The organism is Geoanaerobacter pelophilus (assembly GCF_018476885.1).
Classification (GTDB): domain Bacteria; phylum Desulfobacterota; class Desulfuromonadia; order Geobacterales; family DSM-12255; genus Geoanaerobacter; species Geoanaerobacter pelophilus.
In genome coordinates, this window is record NZ_JAHCVJ010000006.1 from 139570 (window position 1) to 161385 (window position 21816).

A 21816-nucleotide genomic window follows, 5' to 3' on the forward strand; every position below is an offset into this window, starting at 1 on the left:
CCCTGCTCCTTGTGCCTGGAATTCTGGGTCTGCTTTGCTCCGCTCCGGTGTGGGGAGAGTCGCAGCCACTGGCATTGCCGCAATTGGTTGACTATGCGTTGCAGAATAATGGTGAGCTCAACGCGCTCCGTGCAGAAAAAGGGAGCCGTGATGCCGCTAAAATCAGGGCCGGGCTCCTGCCGAATCCGACCCTTGAATTGGATGCCGCTACCGGTGCTTTGACCGGCAGCAGTGCCGAAAATAGCCTGTCAATCGGTTTTTCCCAGGAGTTACTCCTGGCGGGGAAGCGTGACAAGCGGCGCGCTATCGCCGAACAGGAGATGGAGAGCTATCGCTGGCAACTGGCCGATCGGGAGCGCGTGCTGGCCGAAGAAGTGAAGACGGCATTCTATGACGTCGTTCTTGCTGAACAGCGTCTGACACTGGCAGACCGCTTTATTGCGCTCAATCGTCAGCTGCTTGAGGTGACGAACGAGCGGTTGCTGGCCGGTGACATTCCGGAATTGGAACTGAACCTGGTTAAAGTCGAGCTGGCCCGGAGTGAAGGGGCCAAAATCGATGTCGAAAAGTCTCTGCAGCAGCGCCAATCGAGACTCTGGACCCTCATGGGGTTGCCCCGCGGCGAATCGCGGCACGTTGCCGGGAACCTGGACAATAAAACCCAGGTAACTGGAGAGCTGGCTGACCTGAAACAGCTGGCGCAGGGCAAGCGGCCTGATCTCAAGGCCTTGGCTGCAGAAAAAGTCCGGGGCGACGCAGAGCTTGTCCTTGCCGATGCCGAGTCTATCCCCAATCTGACCGCTGGCATTGCTTTGAAACGCGACACGACAGCCATGGAGATCGGCGGCGTCGAGGGGAAGGACACAGCCTATACGCTCGGCCTGAAGCTGTCGATCCCGATCCCGGTGTTCGACCGGAACCAGGCCGGGGTCCAGGAGGCCCGGGCCAGGCAGAACAGCGCTGCAAGCCGCTGGGCGGCTGCGGTAAACAGTATTGAGCGGGATGTGGCAACCGCCTATCTCAGCTATCGTAATACCGAAAAAGTCCTTGGGCTGTACCGGTCCAACATACTCCCCCAGCTGGAGGAAAATCTGAAACTGACCCAGGAGGCCTATCGGCTCGGGGAACTCGGCATTCTGAGCGTCATTCAGGAACAGAAGCTGTTCTTCGAGGTCAACGACAGTTACCTGACTGCACTGCATGACCGGCAGACAGCGCTGGTAAAGCTTGAATCAGCAGTGGCAACCGATCTTACCGGAGGTGTGCAGTGACAAAAAAGGGAATCATTATCGGAGTTATCCTGGCTGTAGCCATTGGCGGTGGCCTTTATTATCGCAATCTTCAGTCTTCTGGCAACGAAGTGCATGCGGAACATAAGGAGGCCGGCCACAAGGAAGAAAAGGGCGGCCATGAAGCAGCCGGGGAGCATAAAGGCGAGAAGGAGGGGCATGAAGGCCACGCCGAGCATGGCGAGGCGGGGTGCATCAAGATGACTGCCGAGGTGCAGAAGCAGAACGGCGTGGTGGTCGTTCCGGCAAAAAAACAGAGGCTGGCAGGCGTCATCAGCGTTACCGGCAAGGTGGAGGCCAATGCCGACCGGATCGCCCATGTCTCGCCGCGCATCAGCGGCAAAGTCGTCAGCGTCAAGTCATCGTTGGGCGACGCCGTTTCAGCCGGGCAGGCACTGGCGACCCTGGATAGCGTCGAGCTGGGGGAAGCGCTCAACCGTTACCACCAGTCAAAGACCAAGCTTGCCCTGGCTCAGTCCAACATGGACCGGATCAAGAATCTGGTGGAGAAAAAAATTGCGGCCCGCAAGGACATCCTCCAGGCGGAAACCGATTACAAAACCAGCCAGACCGAACTGCACACCGACGAAGAACGGTTGTCCCTCTATGGTGTTGCCAGTTCTGACCTGAAGGGAGAAGGCCGCAAAAAGCCGCTCCTGCCGGTCCGGTCACCCATCGGCGGCATCATCACCGAAAAACACGCCATTGTCGGCGAGCTTGCCGATCCCTCCAAGAGCCTCTATACCGTGGCTGATCTCACCTCGGTCTGGGTCATGGTTGATATCAACGAAAAAGATCTGGCCAAGGTGCATCGCGGCCAGGCGGCAACCGTCAGGGTCGGCGCCTTTCCCGATCTTAAACTGAAAGGGCGCATCACCTACATTGCCGATCTGGTCAACGAGGCCAGCCGCACGGTCAAGGCACGGGTCGAGGTTGCTAATCCGGGACGCAAATTGAAACCGGAGATGTTCGCTACCGTGGAACTGACGCTGGCAGCTGACGCGCCGCCGGTGGTGGCTGTTCCCGAAGATGCCGTGCAGGATCTGGATGGCAAGAAGGTGGTCTTTGTCGCGGAAGGAGACGCTGAGTTTGCGGCACGCCAGATTGAGCCGGGCCGGATGGCAAGCGGCATGGTGGAGATTGTTTCCGGCCTGCAGGAGGGAGAGCGCTATGCGGTCAAGGGAGCGTTCATTCTTAAATCGGAACTGAAGAAGGGTGAAGTTGTCGGTGATACCTGCGGGAGTGAGAAAAAATGACGACAGATGCCATTGCGCCATTCCCGCTGTTTTCTTATTTCCGAACTGAAGCGAGGCACAGATGCTAGAAAAACTGATTGCCTATACCTTACGGCAGAAAGGGATGATCATATTCCTGTCGCTGCTGATTATCGTATTCGGATTGTATTCCTATCTACGGCTGCCGATAGATGCCTTTCCGGATGTCACCAACATCCAGGTTGAAGTCGTTAGCCACGCCGATGGTCTGTCCGCCTTAGAGATCGAACGCAACGTGACCTATCCGATCGAGATGGCCATGCGCGGCCTGCCGGATATCGAACAGATGCGGTCGGTCACCAAGTTCGGCCTGTCGATTGTCACCATTGTTTTCAAGGATGACGTCGATATTTATTTTGCGCGGCAACTGGTGTTCGAGCGTTTGGCAGAGGCGCGGGAGAAGGTTCCCAAGGGGGTCGAAGTCGCCATGGGGCCGATCGGCACTGCCATGGGGGAGATCTACCAATACACGCTCGAAGGCAAGATGCCGCAAGATCCGCAACAAAAGCTGGCCTACCTCACCAACCTGCGCACCATTCAGGAGTGGATCGTCACCCCGCAGTTGAAGAGCGTTGCCGGGGTCAATGAGATCAACTCCTTTGGCGGCTATTTCAAGCAGTATCAGGTGCTGGTGTCCCCGGAAAAACTGCTGAAATATGCCGTTACCGTGGATGACGTCTACACCGCCATCGGTAGCAACAACGAGAACGTCGGCGGCAACCTGCTGGAACGGGGCACTGACCAGTACATCGTCCGCGGGGTCGGGCTGATCAAGGATGTCAGCGACATTGAAAATATTGTACTGAAATCTGCCGGCGGCACTCCGACCTTTATCCGGGACGTGGCCCAGGTGAAGGTCGGCGAGGCCGTGCGGATGGGTGCGGCCATGAAGGATGGCAAGGATGAGTGTGTCGGCGGCATTGTCATGATGCTGCGCGGCGAGAACAGCCGCGACGTCGTAGCCCGGGTTGCGGCTAAAGTGAAGGAGATGAATGAAAACAATGTCCTGCCCGAGGGGATCAAGCTCGTTCCCTATTACGACCGGAGCGACATTGTAAGAGCGAGCGTTGCCACGGTCAACAAGGCGTTGCTCGAAGGCTCCATCCTGGTGCTGATCATCCTCTATCTCCTGCTGAACAGCTTCCGGGGAAGCATTGTAGTGCTCATCGCCTTGCCTCTGTCGCTGCTCGCGACCTTTATCGTCATGAAGCTGGTCGGCATAACCGCAAACCTGATGTCCCTGGGCGGCCTGGCCATCTCCATCGGCATGATCATCGACACGACCATCATCCAGGTGGAAAACGTCCAGCGCCATTTGAGCGAGGAGGGGGGACGGCACCCCAAATTACTGACCGTGCTGAAAGCAGTCATGGAGGTCAGAAAACCGAGTATCTTCGGCGAGCTGATCATCGCCCTGACCTTTATCCCGATCCTTTCCCTGGAGGGGATCGAAGGGAAGATGTTCTCCCCGCTGGCCATAACCGTGGCGATCGCGCTGCTGGCCTCGCTATTCCTGTCGGTATTCGTCATCCCGGTGCTCTGCATCATGTTTCTGAAACCGCACCCGGAAAAAGAGAGCTTCATCATGAAGCATGCCAGCAGGCTCTATCTGCCTCTGCTCGAATATGCCATGAACACCAAGGGTGTGGTGCTGAGTGTTGCCGGTATTCTCCTGGTTGCCTCGCTCTTTCTGGTAACGCGGCTGGGAACGGAATTCATCCCGATCATGGATGAAGGCTCATTCGACATGGATGTTGCCATGCTTCCCGGCGTTTCCCTGGCAAAGGCCATGGAGGTAAACCAGATGGCCGCTGCCAGGCTCAAGCAGTTTCCGGAACTGGATACTATCGTGGGGCGGACCGGGCAGACCGGGGTCGCCCTGGATACCAGGGGGTCGGACAAGACCGGCTATGTGGGGATCTTCAAGCCGAAGAGCGAATGGAAACGGGACATCTCGAAAGAAGAGCTGACCAATGAGATGCGCAAGTCCCTGGAATCGGTTGCCGGGATCACCTTCGGTTTCAGCCAGCCGATCCAATGCCGGATCGATGAACTGGTTGCCGGTACCCGGGCCCAGCTGATCCTCAAGCTGTTTGGTGAGGATATCGGTGTCCTCAGTGAAAAATCGGCCGAGATTGCCAGGGTGCTGTCCACGGTCAAGGGCGGGACCGATCTTAATGCGGAAAAAGTCACCGGACAACCATACCTGACTGTCAACATCGACCGGTCGCGAATTGCCCGCTATGGCCTCAATATCAGCGATGTCCAGAAGGTGATCGAAATCGCCGTTGCCGGTAAAGCGGCATCACAGCTGTTTGAGGAAAACCGGAGTTTTGATATCTCGGTCCGGTTGCCGGAAGAGAAAAGGAATTCCCTGGAGGCGATCAAAAACCTGATGATCACCACAAAAACCGGAATCAACGTGCCGCTCGAACAGCTGGCAGAGGTGAAGATGATCGAGGGGCCGGCCCAGATCAGCCGTCAGGATGGCGTGAGAAGGATCGGCATCGAGATGAACATTACCGGCCGGGATATCGGCAGTTTCGTCGCTGAGGCCAGGCAGAAGATCAAGGAACAGGTCAAACTGCCGCCAGGTTATTATCTCACCTGGGGCGGCCAGTTTGAGAATCAGCAGCGGGCCATGAACAAGCTGATGATCATTGGGCCGGTGGCCATCGGGATGATCCTGTTATTGCTCTATGTCACCTTCAGGTCGATCCGGCTGGCGCTGCTGGTCATTTCCAACCTGCCGTTTGCCCTGATCGGTGGGGTCTTTGCGCTCTTCATCTCCGGGCAATACCTCTCGGTTCCGGCATCGGTCGGGTTTGTGGTCCTGTTCGGCGTTGCCGTGCTGAACGGGCTGGTATTGGTGTCGCGGATCTCGCAGCTGCGCGACGAAGGGCTTGAACTGCAGGAGGCGATCAGGAAAGGGAGCCTGGACCGCTTGCGTCCGGTAATGATGACCGCATCGATCGCAATCTTCAGTCTGATCCCGATGCTGCTTGCCGGTGGAGCCGGGTCTGAAATCCAGAAGCCGCTGGCAACTGTTGTTGTCGGTGGTTTGGTGACTTCAACCCTGCTTACGCTGCTGATCATTCCGTCGGTGTACAGCTGGTTTGAAAAGAGAGAGCCTGAAGCAGAGATGTAGCAGCCTTAATTGATCAAGGGGGAGATATGAAAGAGATCAAGGCAATAATACGGCCGGCCAAATTACTGGAGGTAACCGAAGAACTGCAGAGCATTGCCGGCCTGCCGGGAGTGACCGTGTCGGAAATCAGGGGCTTCGGCAAAAGCAGGGCCAAGGGTGCAAAAGACAAAGTCATGTATGAGATGGTGGAATTCATTCCGCGGATTCAACTGGAAGTCGTGGTCGATGACGCGATGGTTGATGCTGTTGTCAATGTCATCCAGAAATACGCCCATACCGGCAATACCGGTGACGGGAAAATATTCGTCTCGACGATTGATGACATAATAAAGATCAGAACCAATGAGCGGGGGCGAGATGCTCTTTAGCGTCTCGCCTGCAAAATTCAGATGCCTGTAAAACAGCAAGCAAAAGGAGCAAGAATAATGAAAAGGGTAACGTTAATCTGTGCCATTATCCTCATCAGCGCATACCTTGGCGGGTGTGCGGCAAGTCTCAGCAAACAGGCTGCCGTCAGCAGCAGGAGCAATGTCTTTAGCAGCAACGGCGATACTGTCCCTATTCAGGCAGGCCAGTCGGACTTGAACATCTCGGCGAGCCTGAAGACCCACCGGGAGTTTGACTGCCCCATCAACCAGCAGCATTCCCACGGCACACCCGACTACAAGCTGTTGATCAATATTGACGGCCAGCCGCTCCTCATATCGGGGGAGCTGAAGGAAGAGAACCTTTCTGCTGGCTCCAGCGATCCTGAGGCCGGGGTTGGCGTCAGATACAATTTTCGGCAGAAGCTGCGGCTGGCGAGCGGTAAGCATCAGCTTATCGTCAGTTTGCCAGATGATGGGATTGCCGTGGCCAGGGAGATTGTGCTCGATGAAAAGACTATCAACAGTGTGAGAATTGAGCCGGTTTATAATTCACGATCAGGTTCCCAGCGGAGCTCGACCGTGCCGGTCGCCGACTTCCATGAAGGTATCAAGGGAGTAAAGGTTACCATCAATGGAGTGCCGCTCTGAGAGAATTGCCGGTAAAATCATGTAGTCGGCACCTTGACGCGCCGCTGCTTCTGTGCCATAAACAAGCATCATGATAAAGCGCCAGACAACAATCAACAGGATCTTTAAGATCACCGGAATCGGCCTGCACAGCGGCAGAAATGTCACCCTTGAGTTCCTGCCGCGACGCGAGGCCGGGATAGCTTTTATTGCTAACGGCTGCATGATTCCGGCGCGCTACGATCATGTGGCTGATACTCGGCTCTCCACCCAGATTGCCAGCGAAAACGCTTCTATCTCCACCATCGAGCATCTGATGGCTGCCTTTTATTTCGCAGGTGTTACCAACTGTCTGGTGTACATCGATGGCCCGGAGATCCCGATTCTCGATGGCTCGGCCTGGGAGTTCTACCATGAAATGTGGCGGGCCGGGGTCTATGAATTCCCGGATTCCGGGGTTTATCTCAAGGTGCTCAAGCCGGTGGAGGCGCGCAATAACGACGCCTGGATTCGGGTCAAGCCGCTCAATACCCTGGATATAACGATGTCCATTGATTTCAGGGAGCCTGTCGGCAAGCAGAAGAAGCGGGTGACCGATGTCGAGAACGCCTTTTCCATCATAAACTCGCGCACCTTTGGCTTTTTAGAAGAGCTTGAGGCGATCCAGAGAGCCGGTCTGGCAAAGGGGGCATCCCTTGACAATGCCGTGGCCATTGGCGAGGACAGCATCGTAAATCCCGATGGTCTGCGCTACAAAAAGGAACTGGTCAACCACAAGATACTGGACTGCATCGGCGATCTCTACACCAGCGGTTATCGGCTTCTCGGCAAGGTCGAGGCGTTCAAGACCGGCCATTACCTGAACAACCTGCTACTCCGCGAAATCTTCTCTTCTCCGGACAACTACGCAATTTATTGAACCTATTCACTGCTTAATAAAACGGTGGCATTACTTTGTCTTTTACCATTGAAGTGACTGAACAGCAGATCCGCCGGGAAAAGGACAAGGCCCGAGAGCTGCGGAAAAGCCGCTGGTGGCAGAATATCGTTGCCAAGGGGGTCTGTCACTGGTGCGGTGGGAGCTTCCCCAAAGAGGAGCTTACCATGGACCACGTGGTGCCCATTACGCGTGGAGGGCTGAGCAGCCGTGGCAACCTGGTGCCTGCCTGCAAAGAGTGCAACAGCCGGAAGAAGTACCTGCTGCCGATGGAGTGGGAGGAATATCTGAACAGTGTCAAGGATGAGAAGTGAACGGTAGCGCAAAAACAAAATCCTGCAAGGCGGTTATTTACGACTGTGACGGCGTCATGTTCGACTCTTTCGACGCCAACCTCCGTTTTTACCAGCGGATCATGGAAATCATGGGGCGTCAGCCGCTGGATACCGCAGATGAAGAGCATATGCGGGTGTTGCACACCTATGCCAACCGGGAGGTGCTCGCCTATTTTTTCCCGGAGCCGGCCGGGTTCCAGGCCGCAGTTGCTGCGGCAGCGTCGATCGATTACCTGGAGCTGGTGCCGTTCATGATCATGGAAGACGGTTTCCGCGAGACCCTCGATAGCCTCAGTGGCAGGGTTGAGCTTGCAGTCTGTACCAACCGCTCCACCTCGATGGACATGGTACTGGAGTCGTTCGGCCTTGCCCGATATTTCGGCTGTGTCATGACAGCCAGCAAGGTTGCCAATCCCAAGCCCCACCCGGAGCCGTTACTCAAGGTGCTTGACCATTATGGCATTGCTCCGTCTGAGGCGCTGTTTGTCGGTGATTCCGAGGTGGACCAGCTCGCGGCCAGAGCCGCACAAGTGCCCTTTATCGCCTACAAGGCCGACCATCAGGCTTTTGCCCGCATCAATAACCACCGTGACATTCTGCAGCTTCTTTAAAATAATTAATTAACTCTGTTTACTGTTGAATTAAAAGCCTTAGAACCTTATAATCCCGACAGATTCCCGGTCAAACCGGAAATCTCTGCTGGGAGGGGTTATGCAAAGAGTCTTGATAGTGCTGTGTGCAATCGCGCTTGCCTTCTGTTGCGGCTTTTATGCTGCTGACCGGCGCAGTAAACCCTCGGATGTTTCCTTCCATAACATGATCGTCGATCCCCCCAAGTCCCTGACAGTGTTGATTACCCCGAAAGACAAGCGGGTCCGGAAGCTTGCGGCCCAACTAAAGACCCCGGAAAACGCCTTCTCGTATGTGCGCGACCGGATCGCCAATGACCCTTCGCTGCCGGTCACCTCCGCCGGGGAGATCCTGTCCGAAGGGCGGGCCAGTTGTATCGGCAAGGCGGTGCTGCTCTGTTCACTGTATCGTGCCATGGGGATTCCGGCTAAATCGGTCCGGGTGGTTACCGGCGAGGTGGATGATCCGAATGCCATCATCGACCATGCCTGGGTCGAGACCGAGCTGGGAGGGGTCTGTATCCAGCAGGATGCTTCCAACCTGCTGGGGCTGTTCATGTTCGATCAGTTCAAGGATCTTCTCTATACCCGCACCTTCATCCGCCGCGAGGGTTTTGCCTTCAACGACAAGTCGTTTGCCATCGTATCCCGGCTGAACATGTTGAAAGGTTTCGGCCACCCGGCAGTGCCGTAAAAACACTCCAGGCTCATAACCTCGCATCTTTCTTGTATCCCCTTCGGCAGTTGCAGAAACGCCTAATTGCTGAGATACCGCTCAAGCCGCTGTTTCCAACTCTCCACAGTAGCTCTGTCCGATCCTCCTTCGAAAAAACGTCCCGGAGGGAATAGCGGATAATCCTTACCGCTTCTGAGCTTAAGCACCAGGTAGTACCAGGTCACGAAATTGGACTTTTTGCCGAGATACCCTATGCCGACGCCGACTATGTCGCTAAAGGGGATAGTCTGCTTCTTCGTGCTGAAGCGGTTGGTGTCTTCAATGGTGATGGAGCGCTTTTCGGGGTCAACGGTCACGGTCTGTTTGCCGCTTGTCAAGAGACTGGCAACCCCAATGAGCAGGAGGAGCAAGCCCAAAAGAAACCCAGCACCGGTGTTGCTGCCAATACCTTCGAATCCATGGCAGCCGATCGCGAGTATCATCCCCACTGCCGCGCACACCATTGAGAGCATCTTTTGTTTACTAGGATTGTTCTGAGTCTTCCAAGCTTCCATAGCCAAGTTCCTGAAGCGATGCTAAAAAGATTCGATAGTAACGAAGATTTCTTCAAATTATGCTAACGGTTATGAGGCTCACCCGCCCTCGGCGGGTCTTGCCGATAGTTGGGGTGAATATATGAATGACTCTCGCAGACATCCCCAAGCCTCTTTTCAACCCTCCTTGCGCTGCACCGCCTTGGACAGAAGGTAGAAAGGGAGGGAGATAATCGACCAAGTGGCAGGGTCTGCCAGTGTTGCCGCCAGGGGCCAGAAGCCTAAGACGGATTTGCCCGTGTAGTATGCTGCCCCAGCAAATAGCAGCGAGAGTATGGGAATGAAGGAGGCGGGCCTGTCGCCGGATTCTCCCCGCTTCCTGCGGTTTCCGGCCATGATCGACATGTTTAGCACCGCAATCAGCAGTGCCAGGCAGATAAAAAAGCCAGATATTGCCGCCAGCAGCGTCCTCAGGGTGCTTTCTTGTTCTACGGTCATTATTTCGGCACATCCTCTCTCTGCAGTTGCGGTCTTTTATATTCCACAGGTTGCACTAGCCAAGGAGGCGTTTGACAAAAATTATGATGGCGAGTATCCCTGCTACCCAGACAAGTGTTCCGATAGTGCCCATTGGATGCAGAAACATGGCACGGTAATAGTGTTTCTTGCACCACCCACCTGTGAATGGTGCCGACCCGGGGAAATGCCGCAGATGGCCAGGCGCTCCGCACACATCGCATAATCCACAATACCCTTTGGGAATCCCCTTTTTTTCGAGAGTATCCGGGGCACTCTCCCACAAACTGCAATAACAGTCACCGCTTGCCCATGGCAATGGCTTGTAGCGAACAATCACGATTTTCCCACCATAATTCGAGTGACGGCACTCGTCTTCTATCAGTTTCTGAACGCTTTCCTCAGATCCACCACCGGTGCCGGCACCGATCAGAGGTAGTGCCACGGACGCAAAACCTCGACTTCTGGCATCGTCAAGAGCGGATTTTACTGAAGATCGAATTGACTTCTCTGATGAACACCAATTATGACCTATACCTGCCACGTGGATAATCGCTTTGAATGGCAGTCGCCCTGCAGAGGTAACGACAGAAGCGCCTAGAGCGAGAGTCCCGGCTCGCCTAAGTTCAATGAATGGCCCGAAACCGGCTCTTCTCTTTATTGCACCTGAGACACCTTTCGGTATAAGAAGCCACCAAGGAATGAGATTGCGGTTCCATGGATTAATTATTGCTTCTACCTTTTGATCCAATAAATCGCCTGTCACCACAATCAATTCCATTGATATTTTCATCACCTTTCAACGGGTCGGGAGATCACCGGGCAGTATTTTGGCCCGGTGTATCTTCATGGTAGAGACTAGTCTGTGACACCTTGCTGCTAAGATTTCCATACCTTATCTGGGTATAACAACTGGGTATAACAAGTATACGGTAGAATAATTGTGTCTGCGGCGCAGGGTAAGGGATTTCAACTTCGATGCCGGGGTGCTGATAGTGCATGGCAAGGAGACGAAAGACCGGACTGTGCCACTGCCGGAGTCGATCGTGGAGGAGTTGCAGAAGTAGATTAAGCGAGTGGCTGTTCATGCCAAGGAGCTGGCCGAGGGCTATGAAGGGGTGTTTCTGGATGACCGCTCCATCCAGACCAAGCTCGGACACTCAAGCCTGAAGATCACCATGATCTACACCCACTGCGTACCGGTTCGGACCATCACGGAGGCAAAAGCCCGCTGGATTTCTGAAGCATCATCACTGCCTATATCCCCAACACCTCGGCCAGCCGCAGCATTTCATCCTGGGGTCGTTTTTCCCCCTTGATCACATCCTCTATCGGCACTGCCAGCACTGTGTTGCAGGAAAGCCCGACCATCATGCCGTTTTGGCCTGCTACGAGCAGTTCTACCGCCTTTTTGCCGAACCTGCTGGCCAGCAGCCGGTCGAAGACCGTCGGTGCTCCACCGCGCTGATAATGGCCCAGAACCGTTACCCGCGTTTCAAAGCCGATGGCATCCTTTACGGCGTCGGCAATGTCCTGGGCCTTGCCTGCACCCTCTGCCAGGATGATTATGGCGTTGTCGCGCCCTTCTTCATATCTGACGCGGAGTTGCTGGCAGATTTCCGAAAGATCGACCTCTCGTTCCGGGACCAGCGCAAACTCGGCCCCGGTTGCTATGGCGGCAATGCTTGCCAGGTAGCCTGAGTGGCGCCCCATGACTTCGATGACAAAGGCCCGAGCGTGCGAGCTGGCAGTGTCCTTGATGCAGTCAACGGCGTAGAGGATATTGTTGAGGGCGGTATCAACGCCCAGGGCCATGTCGGTAAACGGGATATCGTTGTCGATGCTCGCCGGAATGCCGACCACCGGGAGTCCCATTTTGCTCAGCTCCAGGGCGCCGGTAAGTGATCCGTCGCCGCCCAGTATTACCAGCCCTTCGATCCCCAGGGCCTTTAAGTTATCCATGGCCAACTGCCGTCCTTCGGGCGTCTTGAATTCCTGTGAGCGTGCCGATTGGAGAAAGGTGCCACCACGATGCAGGATGCCGGAAACCGCCTTGGTGTCAAGCGGGATGCAGTCCCCTTTCATGAGGCCAAGATATCCTTTGCGAAATCCGACAATCTCGATATTCATCCGGATGGCGGTGCGCACTGCGCTCCTGATGCAGGCATTCATCCCGGAACAGTCGCCACCGCTGGTCAGTATCCCGATTTTTTTCATACTTTCCCCCTGAAAACTATGACAATATGTTGAGGAGTTTACCGGCAACCAGTGCGAATGCAACATCTTAATTTTGATGGTGGCATGCCGATACATTATCTGTTATGAGAGTATTCTGAATAAAGGAGGGGAGATGCTGGGGAACATACGGTTGATAGTGGCTGTGGTGGTGCTTTTGGGGGGCTTGCAGACTGTTGAAGCTGCCGACACCATTCGGATCAATGGCTCAGGAAGTGCTCTGGATATGCTGAGGCCGATGATTAGCGCCTACCGGAAGGCCAATCCCGGAGTGACGATCATCATGGAAAAGCCGCTGGGGAGCTCGGGGGCAGTCAAGGCGCTCCTGGCCGGCGTGCTGGATATCGTGGTCAGCAGCAAAAACCTGAAACCGGAAGAGACCCAGCAGGGTGCCATTGCCAGGGAATACGGCAGAACGCCCCTGCTGTTTGTAACCAATATGGATGTCAAAAAAGACAACTTCACCCTGCAGGAGCTGAAAGAGATCTATGAGGGGAAGATGCTTAGCTGGCCTGACGGCAAGCCGTTGCGCCTGGTGCTTAGGCCCGAGGGGGATATCGACACAAAAATAATCAGGGGGCTTGCGCCGGCTGTCGATGCTGCGGTAACAGTGGCCATGAAGAGGCACGGGATGAAGGTCGCCATTACCGATCCTGATCTCATCGAGACCGTGGCAAAGACCCCCGGCGCCGTGGGGGCGACATCGCTCTGCACCCTGCTGGTTTTAAAGCCGAAACTGAACCCGCTTGCGTTGAACGGGGTCAAGGCCAGCACCCGGAACCTGAGCGACGGCAGTTACCCTGCTGCCAAGGAGATACGCTTTGTGACAACAGCGAAGAGCCCTCTGGCGGCAACAAGGTTTCTCGACTTTGTCTACTCTGCCAAAGGGCGTGGGATCGCGGAAAAATCAGGAGTACTCTTGACTGCCCAAACTCAGGCGGCCAAATGAAAGGCGATGCCCGCTCCATCGTTCGGGTCACCTCGATCATTGCGGGCATTTTTGCGGCATTTGTCGCCATTGTCATCCCCCTGGGCCATTTTACCATATCCTATCAGTTCCTTATGGGGAGCCTCGACGCCCAGGCTGATCTCTCTTCCCGGAATATCAACAGTATTGTCCATGACAGCCCCAACATGTGGCAGTTCGAGCAGATCCGGCTCATCGAGATGCTGGAGCGGCGGCCGTTGGGCAACATTCCTGAGCAGCGCCGCATCATCGATACTAGCGGCACCATCGTTGCCGAGAGCGCGGACCGTCTGACCCCGCCGGTGGTTGCCAAGAGCCATAATATTTATGATGCCGGCAGGGTTGTGGCCAGGGTTGAAATCTGCCGATCCCTCTATCCGATCTTGTCGCAAACTGTGATGCTTGCCTTTGCTTCCATCGCCCTGAGCATTATTGTCTTCATTGCCCTGAGGACCATCCCGCTCCGCGCTGTCAGAAAGGCCTACGCCTCGATGGAAGAGAGCGAGGCGCGATACCGCTCGCTTTACGAGTCAATGAACGAAGGGGTTGCCTTGCACCGGATTGCAACCGGTCCTGGTGGGGAAGCGACATTTACCGTCATCGACATGAATGCCGCCGCGGAACTGATCCTGAATATCGACAGGAACAGCACAGTCGGCAGTGACGGCGCCAAGGTCTTCGGCGCCGCGATTAAAGATCATCTGCCGGATATTCTGTCGGCAGCCAAGAGCTCGGGAACCATCTCGTTCGAATATCCCATGGAGTCGATCTCACGGGTTCTCAGTATTGCGATCTTTTTTCCGAGCCCGGGGGCCTTTGCCACGCTGATCGAAGATGTTACCGACAAGAAGCGATCTGAAGAGCAGATCAAGCGGCTTGCCTATTACGATATTCTGACCGGGCTGCCCAACCGTCAGCTGCTGCAGGACCGCCTTGACCAAGCACTGGCCCGCGCCACCAGGGAAGGGGGCAAGGTTGCCCTGATGTTCATCGACCTGGACCGGTTCAAGTTCATCAACGATACCCTGGGGCACGCCTATGGCGATCTGCTTCTGGTCCAGGTATCGCTGCGGCTCCGCGACTGCCTGAGGAGCAGTGACACTATTGCCCGGCTGGGTGGCGACGAGTTCGTTATTCTCCTCTCCTACATGGGAGAAGAGCTGAACGCTGCCCATGTTGCCCAGCATCTGCTTGAACAGGCAGCTCTGCCGTTCGATCTCGGCACCAGGCAGGTCAGCACCTCGATCAGTATCGGCATTGCCATATTTCCTACTGACGGCCTCGATGGTCAGGCGCTTCTCAGCTCTGCCGATATGGCGATGTATGCGGCAAAGGAGCGGGGCCGGAACATGTATAACTTCTTCTCCCAGGAGATGAACGTCAAGGCCCATGAACGGATGGAACTGGAAACGAGCCTGCGGGCAGCGCTGGAGCGGGACGAGTTTTTTGTGGAATTCCAGCCGATCGTTACGGCCCGCACCTGCAAGGTGGTTGCCGCGGAGGCCCTGGTGAGATGGAATCATCCGGAGCAGGGCAGAATCATGCCGGATTCCTTTATCCCGCTAGCCGAAGAGACCAATTTGATTGTAACCCTTGGCGATTGGGTGCTCAGGACCGTCTGCCGCAAGATGAAGCAGTGGGCTGACTCAGGGGTGCCGCCGTTGCGGGTCTCGGTGAATGTCTCTGGCATGCAGTTCAGGCAAGCCAATTTCGTGGATGATGTGGCCAAGATCATTGGGGAAACAGGGGTGGACCCCAGGCTGCTGGAGCTTGAGCTTACCGAAACCTCTCTGATGGAACATGCCGATGCCACGGTTAAGAGCCTTTTCCGGCTCAAGGAACTGGAAGTGGGGATCGCCCTGGATGACTTCGGCTCAGGGTATTCGTCGCTGACCTATCTGAAGAATTTCCCGATCGACAGGGTTAAAATTGACCGTTCGTTCATCAAGGATGTCTGTGAAACCCCTGATGACAAGGCAATCGTCGAGGCGATCATTGCCCTTGCCATGAGCCTCAACCTTTATATCATTGCCGAAGGGGTGGAAACGCCGGAGCAGGTTGCCTTTCTCCAGGCCCGTAACTGCGACGAGATTCAGGGGTTCCATTTTTACCGGCCGCTGTCTGAGGAGAAACTGCTGGAGCTATTGAAGTCGCTATGATCTACACGAGCAAACGATTCAGTAAAAAGCAAAGGCTCTCGTGAAACGAGAGCCTTTGCTGTATCGTCACATGATGTGACACCCGAAGCAGAGGGAAGGGTTGGTATCCGCAACTGCCAGGTTAAAGCGTTCAGCGTTCAGCGGGTTATGGCAGGTTATGCAGGCAATTCTGCCGTTGACCAAGGTCATGCTGGGCGGGAGGGCATCCGGCTTGCGCAGGCTCGGGAGTTTTGAGCTGGCGTAGATGTAATCAGTCCCTATGGCGTGGGTTACGGAAATGGCCGCCATCCCCGGATGATTCTTGTCCTTAATGTCATCGGCCGCATTGCGCCCCTTTTGTTCATGGCAGGATATGCACTCCTTGGAATTTTCGTCGAGCTCTCTGGTGTTTTCCGATGAGCCGAATGTCCAGATGCTTTCGCCTTTCGCAAGATTATCCATCCTGATCCGGGCAATAAGCTCCATTTCTTGCTTCATGGCAAGGTATTCCGTCTTTTCCGCCGGGTCATCCAGGTAGACCTGATAATCACACCCTGGCTTGATTCCTTCTGTCGTGGCGGCGGGACAATCCATGCCCCTTGCCAAAAGGAGTGTTGCCATTCCTGCCGCCAGCGTTAATTTTTTCAAGCGAACTTTGATTCCGATGATGTTCACCATGAATAGACCTCCGTGGCCCCGGTGCTGAAATACAGACAGCCGGGGCCAAAGCTGTGATATTTCGGCAACCCGGCTGTCTCGGTGAGACCCAGTAGGCTTTCCGCCCCATCCTCGCGGATGGTTGAGTATTATCGTCTATCAGGTGAAAGTGACTTTTCTCTCGCTGCTCAACAAAATCTTATTCTATTCCTGTTACTGATTATCACCCCCCTTCTGATGCAATAAAAAAAGCCGGGTTGCCGAAAGTGATATTTCGGCAACCCGGCTGTCTCGGTGAGACCCTATGGGCTTTCCGCCCCATCCTCGCGGATGGTTGAGTAGTATCGATATCTGCTTGAGCGTCAGCGCTTGCGAAGTATGCTTCTCATTAAACTGTAATCTTCGCGATGTCAAGCAAGAACTTTATTCCTTCAGTGTTGACGGGGAGTTTGGTGTAGCAGCAGAATCTTCATCGGCGGCACGTTTCCCGAGGCTCTTCAGCCACGCCATCCGTTCCTTGATGCTCTTCTCGTAGCCCCTTTCGGTAGGCTCGTAGAACTTCCTCCCGCGCAGCTGGTCCGGCAGGTGCTCCTGAAAGGCATACCCTTCCTGAAAGTCGTGGGCGTACTGGTATCCCTGGTGATACCCCAGCTCTTTCATCAGTTTGGTCGGTGCGTTTCTGATATGAAACGGCACCGGCAGTGCCCCGCTGCGCCTTACCTCTGCCAGGGCCGCGTCTATACCGAGATACGAGGCATTCGACTTCGGCGCTGTTGCCAGGTAGGTGACTGCCTGACCGAGGATGATCCGGCCTTCTGGCATGCCGACCAGCTGGAAGGCCTGCACGCTGGACATGGCGATCTGAAGAGCGCGCGGATCCGCATTGCCTATATCCTCGCTGGCAAGGATCACCATGCGCCGCAGAATGAACAACGGATCCTCGCCAGCCTCGATCATCCGCGCCAGCCAATAAAGGGCGGCATCCGGGTCACTGCCGCGCATTGACTTGATGAACGCGGAGATGACGTTGTAGTGCTCTTCTCCCCCCTTGTCGTAGAGCAGGGCCTTCTTTTGCAGGGCCTCACGGGCGGTTTCCAGCGTTACCTGGCCGTTCTTTGCCAGCCTGGCAGCGGTTTCCAGGGTATTCAGGGCAATGCGGGCATCGCCGCCCGACTGTTCGGCAATGAAGGCCAGGGCATTGTCGTCAGCGGCAACACCGGACGAGCCAAGGCCCCGTTCCAGGTCTGTCAGAGCTTGCCGGAGAATTGTCGCAATCTCGCTTTCGTTCAGCGGATTCAGGACCAGGACCTTGCAGCGCGATAGCAGCGGGGCGATAACCTCAAATGACGGGTTCTCGGTGGTGGCGCCGATGATGGTGAAGATACCCCGCTCGACATAGGGCAGGAAGGCATCCTGCTGGGCCTTGTTGAAGCGGTGGATCTCGTCGACGAAGAGGATGGTGCGTTTTGCATGGTACTTCAGCTCATCTTCGGCTTCCTTGAGAACCTCGCGGATCTCCTTGACCCCGGTGAGGATCGCTGAAAAAAAGATGAAGTGGGCGCTGGTGGCATTGGCAATGACCCGGGCCAGGGTGGTCTTGCCTGACCCCGGAGGCCCCCAGAGGATCAGCGACGGCACCTGATCCGATTCGATCAGGCTCCTGAGCATCTTACCTGGCCCCAGCAGGTGCTCCTGTCCTACGTATTCGTCAAGGGCGCGCGGTCGCATCCGCTCGGCAAGCGGGGCATTCCTGCTAGCGTTATTGTCAGCGGCAGAGGAGAAGAGATCCATTCAGAAAACACCATTCACGGGGTATGCCCCTTGTGATCCAGGCAGGCTCCCTCATGCAGACAGTGTTGTTCCGTTGCTTCCACTGCCAGGGTCTTCACGTCCCAGATCTCCTCGGCATATTCCGCGATGGTCCGGTCGCTGGAGAATTTCCCCATTCTGGCGGTATTGATGATGGACATCCTGGCCCATGCCTTCTTATCGCGATACAGCTCGCTCACCTTGTCCTGGCAGGCGATATATGAGTCATAATCAGCGAGCAGCATGTAATAATCCCCCTGGTTAAGGAGGTTGTCGGCGATCTGCTTGAACTGGTCTGGGTTGCCGGGGGAGAACGCCCCGCCGGAGATCATGTCGATGACTTTCTTCAATGCCGGGTTGCGCTGGTAGAACTCCCGTGGATTGTAACCCCTGGTGCGGAGCGCATGCACCTCCGGGGTGGTGAGTCCGAAAATGAACATGTTTTCGCGACCGATCTCTTCCATCATCTCGATGTTGGCGCCGTCCAGGGTGCCGATGGTCAGGGAGCCGTTCAGAGCAAACTTCATGTTGCCGGTGCCGGACGCCTCGGTCCCGGCAGTCGAAATCTGCTCCGAAAGATCGGAGGCCGGGAAGATCTTCTCGGCGAGCGATACGCCATAGTTGGCAAGAAACACGACCTTGAGCCGGTCACGGACATCGAGGTCGTTGTTGACGATATTTCCCACGCAGTTGATCAGGTTGATGATCAGCTTGGCCATGAAGTAGGACGGGGCAGCCTTGCCGCTGAAGATGAAGGTGCGCGGCACCATGTCAATATCAGGGTCTTCCTTGATTCGGTTATAGAGGGTAATAATGTGCAAGACATTGAGCAGTTGCCGCTTGTATTCATGAATCCGCTTTACCTGGCAGTCGAATAATGAATCGACATCGACCTTGATGCAGTTGTGCCGGGCGATGTAGCTTGCCAGGCACGCCTTGTTGGCTTTTTTTACCTCTTGCCACCGGGCAACGAACTCATGGTCCTCGGCAAGCGGCACCAGTTGTTGCAGCTCGAAAAGTTCGGTGATCCAGGCTTCCCCCAGTTTTTCGCTGATCAGGTCGGACAGCAGGGGATTGGATTTCTTGAGCCAGCGCCGCTGGGTAATGCCGTTGGTCTTGTTGTTGAACCGTTCCGGATACATTGCAAAGAAATCCCGGAACAGGTCGGTCTTGAGTATTTCCGAGTGCAGGGCGGCAACGCCGTTCACCGAATGGCTGCCGACGATGCACAGGTGGGCCATCCTGACCTTGCGCTCCCAGCTCTCTTCGATCAACGACATCCTCTCAAGCTTGCCGTTGTCGCCAGGGAACTTTTGCCGCACCTCTTCGAGAAAGCGATTGTTGATTTCGTAGATTATCAGGAGATGCCTGGGGAGAATCTGCTCGAAAAACCAGATCGGCCATTTTTCCAGAGCCTCGGGGAGGATGGTGTGGTTGGTGTAGGCAAAGGTATGGGTGGTTATCTTCCAGGCGGCTTCCCATTCCAGGCCTTCAAGATCAATCAGCACCCGCATCAGTTCCGGGATGGCCAGGGCCGGATGGGTGTCGTTCAGCTGGATGGCAACCTTTTCCGGCAAAAGGTTCAGATCGGTATGCATCTTCTTGAAGCGGTAGATGACATCATGGACCGTGGCCGAGGCCAGGAAATACTCCTGTTTGAAGCGGAGCTCTTTCCCCTCGATGACGTTATCGGCAGGGTAGAGCACCTTTGAGATGTTTTCCGAGAGCATCTTCTTTTCAACGGCCCGGATGTAGTTCCCTTCGTTGAAGAATTTCAGATCGAACTCACGGCTCGACTTGGCGCTCCAGAGCCGCATGGTATTGACGGTGGTGTTGCGGAATCCGGGGATCGGCGTGTCATAGGCCATGGCCATGACCTCTTCGGTGTCAACCCAGTTGTGCTCGGTCCGCCCCTCGCGGTTGGTTGTGGTAATCACCCGGCCGTAGAACTTGACCGGATGCAGATGTTCCTGGCGGTCCATCTCCCACGGGTTCCGGTAACGGAGCCAGTTGTCGGGCCGCTCAACCTGGGCGCCGTCAATAATCTTCTGGCGGAAGATGCCGTATTCATAGCGGATGCCATAACCGTATGCCGGTATGGACATTGTTGCCATGGAATCGAGAAAGCAGGCGGCCAGCCTGCCGAGGCCGCCGTTGCCCAGCCCGGCATCCTGCTCGTCATCGACGATGGTCTCGAAATTGTACCCCAGCAAGGTCATTGCTTCCTTGAACTCATCATACAGCCCGAGGTTGATCAGGCTGTTCTCCAGAGTTCGCCCCATGAGGAATTCCATGGAGATATAATAAACCCGCTTCTGGTCGCTGTTGTAATAGGCCTGCTGGGTATCCAGCCACCGCTCGACCATCCGGTCCCGGACCGCATAGGCCAGGGCGTTGTAGATGTCGTATCTACTGGCTGAATACTTGTCCTTGCCCAGGGAGTACTCAAGATGTTCGAGGAATGATTTGATTGTCAGCATCATGCTGTCGAGTTCTGCTGATTCAACAGGTTCCTGCGGAAGTTGATCCATGTAAAAACCTCGAAAAAGTGATTTACCGCCTGCTGGAAAAACCGGTGACTACATTATAGCCGCTGTCTCCGGAATTTCCATTGGACAGCTAAAATGAACTCTGTTATTACCTTTTGATAGTTTCCATTGTGCAGGAGCCAAGAATGAAACGGGTTGCCATTATTGCCAAGGTCCATGACCCCCGCTGTCAGGGGATAGCCGGCGAACTGATCGAGTGGCTGTCCGACCAGGGGGTCGAGCCGCTGGTTGAGGCGCATCTGGCCCACCATCTGCTGTATCCCAAGGGGATCGACTCAGCCCGCTTTCCTGAACTGGCTGACTTGGTAGTGGTCCTCGGCGGTGACGGCACCCTTATTTCCGCGGCCCGTTTGATCGGCGGCAGGGATATCCCGATCCTTGGGGTCAACCTCGGCAGCCTCGGTTTCATGACTGAAATCACAGTGCCTGAGCTTTACCCGATGCTTAGTGACTGCCTCCGGGGGGATTTCAACGTCTCCGAAAGGATGATGCTCGATTGCACTGTCGAGCGGAGCGGGGATGAAATCGCCCGTCATCAGGTGCTCAACGATGTGGTCATCAACAAAGGGGCGCTTGCCCGGATCGTAGATCTTGATACCAGGGTCAACAGCAACCATCTGACCACCTTCAAGGCCGACGGCCTGATCATCTCGACTCCGACCGGCTCCACCGGCTACTCGCTTTCCGCAGGCGGACCGATCATTCATCCATCGCTGCACTGCATCGCCATAACGCCGATCTGCCCGCATACCCTTACCAACCGGCCGATCATCGTTGCCGAAGACTCCCTGATCAGCATCACGGTATCTTCCCTTGACGATGAGGACGTCTACCTGACCCTTGATGGCCAGGTGGGGGTTGAGCTCAAGAGCGGCGACCTGATCCATGTCAGCCGCGCTCAACACTATTCGTGCCTGGTTATGTCCAATAAGCGCGACTTTTTTGAGGTGCTGCGGACCAAGCTCAAATGGGGCGAACGATGATTCACGATGAAAAACGCCCATCTGTGGTGTTGCCTGCGTCGCTCGTTGCTGCGGCGTACCGATGTACGCCTCACTCCTCGCTTCTTGGCGCCTTGCATCTGGGCATTTTTGATCGCGAATCTTTTTTGGGTGGCTTAAAATAAAAA

At 55.4% G+C, this 21816-nt stretch carries 21 protein-coding genes and 2 riboswitches; of the genes, 14 read left to right on the plus strand and 7 right to left on the minus strand.

Annotated features, from left to right (window positions below):
* The first annotated feature begins 11 nt into the window (after positions 1-11).
* The 9 genes from KI809_RS14745 to KI809_RS14785 all read left to right on the plus strand — a co-directional run bounded on the left by KI809_RS14745 (position 12) and on the right by KI809_RS14785 (position 9301).
* Positions 12-1271 carry a TolC family protein gene (locus KI809_RS14745; RefSeq protein ID WP_337833323.1) on the plus strand — a complete coding sequence of 420 codons (1260 nt, stop codon included), beginning with the start codon at positions 12-14 and terminating at the stop codon, positions 1269-1271.
* Positions 1268-2545 (plus strand): efflux RND transporter periplasmic adaptor subunit, encoded by a 1278-nt coding sequence (locus KI809_RS14750; RefSeq protein WP_214172348.1) that lies wholly within the window; start codon positions 1268-1270, stop codon positions 2543-2545. Before KI809_RS14745 ends, KI809_RS14750 begins: the two co-directional genes overlap by 4 nt.
* A 61-nt stretch (positions 2546-2606) precedes the next feature.
* On the plus strand, positions 2607-5711 hold the full coding sequence (locus KI809_RS14755; RefSeq protein WP_214172349.1) for an efflux RND transporter permease subunit: 3105 nt from the start codon (positions 2607-2609) through the stop codon (positions 5709-5711).
* A gap of 26 nt (positions 5712-5737) precedes the next feature.
* A complete protein-coding gene (locus tag KI809_RS14760; RefSeq protein ID WP_214172350.1) occupies positions 5738-6079 on the plus strand; it encodes a P-II family nitrogen regulator in 342 nt (113 codons plus the stop codon).
* A gap of 57 nt (positions 6080-6136) precedes the next feature.
* Complete coding sequence (locus tag KI809_RS14765; RefSeq protein ID WP_214172351.1) at positions 6137-6727, plus strand: hypothetical protein; 591 nt, start codon at positions 6137-6139, stop codon at positions 6725-6727.
* A 70-nt stretch (positions 6728-6797) separates the two neighbouring features.
* Positions 6798-7625 (plus strand): UDP-3-O-acyl-N-acetylglucosamine deacetylase, encoded by an 828-nt coding sequence (gene lpxC, locus KI809_RS14770; RefSeq protein ID WP_214172352.1) that lies wholly within the window; start codon positions 6798-6800, stop codon positions 7623-7625.
* Between the two features lie 35 nt (positions 7626-7660).
* Positions 7661-7957 carry an HNH endonuclease gene (locus tag KI809_RS14775; protein WP_214172353.1) on the plus strand — a complete coding sequence of 99 codons (297 nt, stop codon included), beginning with the start codon at positions 7661-7663 and terminating at the stop codon, positions 7955-7957.
* A complete protein-coding gene (locus KI809_RS14780; protein WP_337833324.1) occupies positions 7954-8589 on the plus strand; it encodes an HAD family hydrolase in 636 nt (211 codons plus the stop codon). The genes KI809_RS14775 and KI809_RS14780 overlap by 4 nt, the downstream gene beginning before the upstream one ends.
* Positions 8590-8689: 100 nt before the next feature.
* Positions 8690-9301, plus strand: coding sequence for a transglutaminase-like domain-containing protein (locus KI809_RS14785; RefSeq protein ID WP_214172354.1), 612 nt, complete (start codon positions 8690-8692; stop codon positions 9299-9301).
* Between the two features lie 62 nt (positions 9302-9363).
* On the opposite strand, the gene KI809_RS14790 is transcribed toward KI809_RS14785, so the two are convergent.
* The 3 genes from KI809_RS14790 to KI809_RS21040 form a co-directional block, all read right to left on the minus strand.
* Positions 9364-9786: a hypothetical protein gene (locus KI809_RS14790; protein WP_214172355.1), complete on the minus strand. Its 423-nt coding sequence runs from the start codon at positions 9784-9786 to the stop codon at positions 9364-9366.
* Between the two features lie 207 nt (positions 9787-9993).
* Positions 9994-10314 (minus strand): hypothetical protein, encoded by a 321-nt coding sequence (locus KI809_RS14795; protein ID WP_214172356.1) that lies wholly within the window; start codon positions 10312-10314, stop codon positions 9994-9996.
* 55 nt (positions 10315-10369) lie between these two features.
* A complete protein-coding gene (locus KI809_RS21040) occupies positions 10370-11125 on the minus strand; it encodes a macro domain-containing protein (RefSeq protein ID WP_214172357.1) in 756 nt (251 codons plus the stop codon).
* Positions 11126-11273: 148 nt separating this feature from the next.
* On the opposite strand from KI809_RS21040, the gene KI809_RS20780 reads away from it, so the two are divergent.
* Entirely contained in the window at positions 11274-11399 is a 126-nt protein-coding gene (locus KI809_RS20780; RefSeq protein WP_281416918.1) for a site-specific integrase, read from the plus strand.
* 190 nt (positions 11400-11589) lie between these two features.
* On the opposite strand, the gene pfkA is transcribed toward KI809_RS20780, so the two are convergent.
* A complete protein-coding gene (gene pfkA, locus KI809_RS14805) occupies positions 11590-12549 on the minus strand; it encodes a 6-phosphofructokinase (protein ID WP_214172358.1) in 960 nt (319 codons plus the stop codon).
* 133 nt (positions 12550-12682) lie between these two features.
* On the opposite strand from pfkA, the gene KI809_RS14810 reads away from it, so the two are divergent.
* Positions 12683-13516: a PstS family phosphate ABC transporter substrate-binding protein gene (locus KI809_RS14810; RefSeq protein WP_214172359.1), complete on the plus strand. Its 834-nt coding sequence runs from the start codon at positions 12683-12685 to the stop codon at positions 13514-13516.
* Positions 13513-15693, plus strand: a complete 2181-nt coding sequence (locus tag KI809_RS14815; RefSeq protein WP_214172360.1) for a putative bifunctional diguanylate cyclase/phosphodiesterase — start codon at positions 13513-13515, stop codon at positions 15691-15693. Before KI809_RS14810 ends, KI809_RS14815 begins: the two co-directional genes overlap by 4 nt.
* Before the next feature lie 66 nt (positions 15694-15759).
* Here KI809_RS14815 and KI809_RS14820 read toward each other — a convergent pair whose 3' ends face one another.
* The 3 genes from KI809_RS14820 to KI809_RS14830 all read right to left on the minus strand — a co-directional run bounded on the left by KI809_RS14820 (position 15760) and on the right by KI809_RS14830 (position 20669).
* A complete protein-coding gene (locus KI809_RS14820) occupies positions 15760-16350 on the minus strand; it encodes a cytochrome c3 family protein (RefSeq protein ID WP_214172361.1) in 591 nt (196 codons plus the stop codon).
* A gap of 60 nt (positions 16351-16410) precedes the next feature.
* Positions 16411-16487: riboswitch (cyclic di-GMP riboswitch) on the minus strand.
* A 115-nt stretch (positions 16488-16602) separates the two neighbouring features.
* A riboswitch (cyclic di-GMP riboswitch) is annotated at positions 16603-16679 on the minus strand.
* Between the two features lie 73 nt (positions 16680-16752).
* A complete protein-coding gene (locus KI809_RS14825) occupies positions 16753-18120 on the minus strand; it encodes a replication-associated recombination protein A (RefSeq protein WP_214172362.1) in 1368 nt (455 codons plus the stop codon).
* Positions 18121-18134: 14 nt separating this feature from the next.
* Positions 18135-20669, minus strand: coding sequence for a glycogen/starch/alpha-glucan phosphorylase (locus tag KI809_RS14830; RefSeq protein WP_214172363.1), 2535 nt, complete (start codon positions 20667-20669; stop codon positions 18135-18137).
* 143 nt (positions 20670-20812) lie between these two features.
* Here KI809_RS14830 and KI809_RS14835 point away from each other — a divergent pair, with 143 nt between their 5' ends.
* Positions 20813-21670 (plus strand): NAD(+)/NADH kinase, encoded by an 858-nt coding sequence (locus KI809_RS14835; RefSeq protein ID WP_214172364.1) that lies wholly within the window; start codon positions 20813-20815, stop codon positions 21668-21670.
* Positions 21667-21813: a hypothetical protein gene (locus tag KI809_RS14840; RefSeq protein ID WP_214172365.1), complete on the plus strand. Its 147-nt coding sequence runs from the start codon at positions 21667-21669 to the stop codon at positions 21811-21813. Before KI809_RS14835 ends, KI809_RS14840 begins: the two co-directional genes overlap by 4 nt.
* Positions 21814-21816: the final 3 nt, after the last annotated feature.

What these genes read in the sequence shown, in the direction of transcription:
- KI809_RS14755 (WP_214172349.1), top strand. Translation starts at nt 2,607, where the DNA reads ATGCTAGAAAAACTGATTGCCTATACCTTACGGCAGAAAGGGATGATC.
- KI809_RS14760 (WP_214172350.1), top strand. Translation starts at nt 5,738, where the DNA reads ATGAAAGAGATCAAGGCAATAATACGGCCGGCCAAATTACTGGAGGTA.
- KI809_RS14765 (WP_214172351.1), top strand. Translation starts at nt 6,137, where the DNA reads ATGAAAAGGGTAACGTTAATCTGTGCCATTATCCTCATCAGCGCATAC.
- lpxC (WP_214172352.1), top strand. Translation starts at nt 6,798, where the DNA reads ATGATAAAGCGCCAGACAACAATCAACAGGATCTTTAAGATCACCGGA.
- KI809_RS14785 (WP_214172354.1), top strand. Translation starts at nt 8,690, where the DNA reads ATGCAAAGAGTCTTGATAGTGCTGTGTGCAATCGCGCTTGCCTTCTGT.
- KI809_RS14790 (WP_214172355.1), bottom strand. Translation starts at nt 9,786, where the DNA reads ATGGTGTGCGCGGCAGTGGGGATGATACTCGCGATCGGCTGCCATGGA.
- KI809_RS14795 (WP_214172356.1), bottom strand. Translation starts at nt 10,314, where the DNA reads ATGACCGTAGAACAAGAAAGCACCCTGAGGACGCTGCTGGCGGCAATA.
- KI809_RS21040 (WP_214172357.1), bottom strand. Translation starts at nt 11,125, where the DNA reads ATGAAAATATCAATGGAATTGATTGTGGTGACAGGCGATTTATTGGAT.
- pfkA (WP_214172358.1), bottom strand. Translation starts at nt 12,549, where the DNA reads ATGAAAAAAATCGGGATACTGACCAGCGGTGGCGACTGTTCCGGGATG.
- KI809_RS14810 (WP_214172359.1), top strand. Translation starts at nt 12,683, where the DNA reads ATGCTGGGGAACATACGGTTGATAGTGGCTGTGGTGGTGCTTTTGGGG.
- KI809_RS14815 (WP_214172360.1), top strand. Translation starts at nt 13,513, where the DNA reads ATGAAAGGCGATGCCCGCTCCATCGTTCGGGTCACCTCGATCATTGCG.
- KI809_RS14820 (WP_214172361.1), bottom strand. Translation starts at nt 16,350, where the DNA reads ATGGTGAACATCATCGGAATCAAAGTTCGCTTGAAAAAATTAACGCTG.
- KI809_RS14825 (WP_214172362.1), bottom strand. Translation starts at nt 18,120, where the DNA reads ATGGATCTCTTCTCCTCTGCCGCTGACAATAACGCTAGCAGGAATGCC.
- KI809_RS14830 (WP_214172363.1), bottom strand. Translation starts at nt 20,669, where the DNA reads ATGGATCAACTTCCGCAGGAACCTGTTGAATCAGCAGAACTCGACAGC.
- KI809_RS14835 (WP_214172364.1), top strand. Translation starts at nt 20,813, where the DNA reads ATGAAACGGGTTGCCATTATTGCCAAGGTCCATGACCCCCGCTGTCAG.
- KI809_RS14840 (WP_214172365.1), top strand. Translation starts at nt 21,667, where the DNA reads ATGATTCACGATGAAAAACGCCCATCTGTGGTGTTGCCTGCGTCGCTC.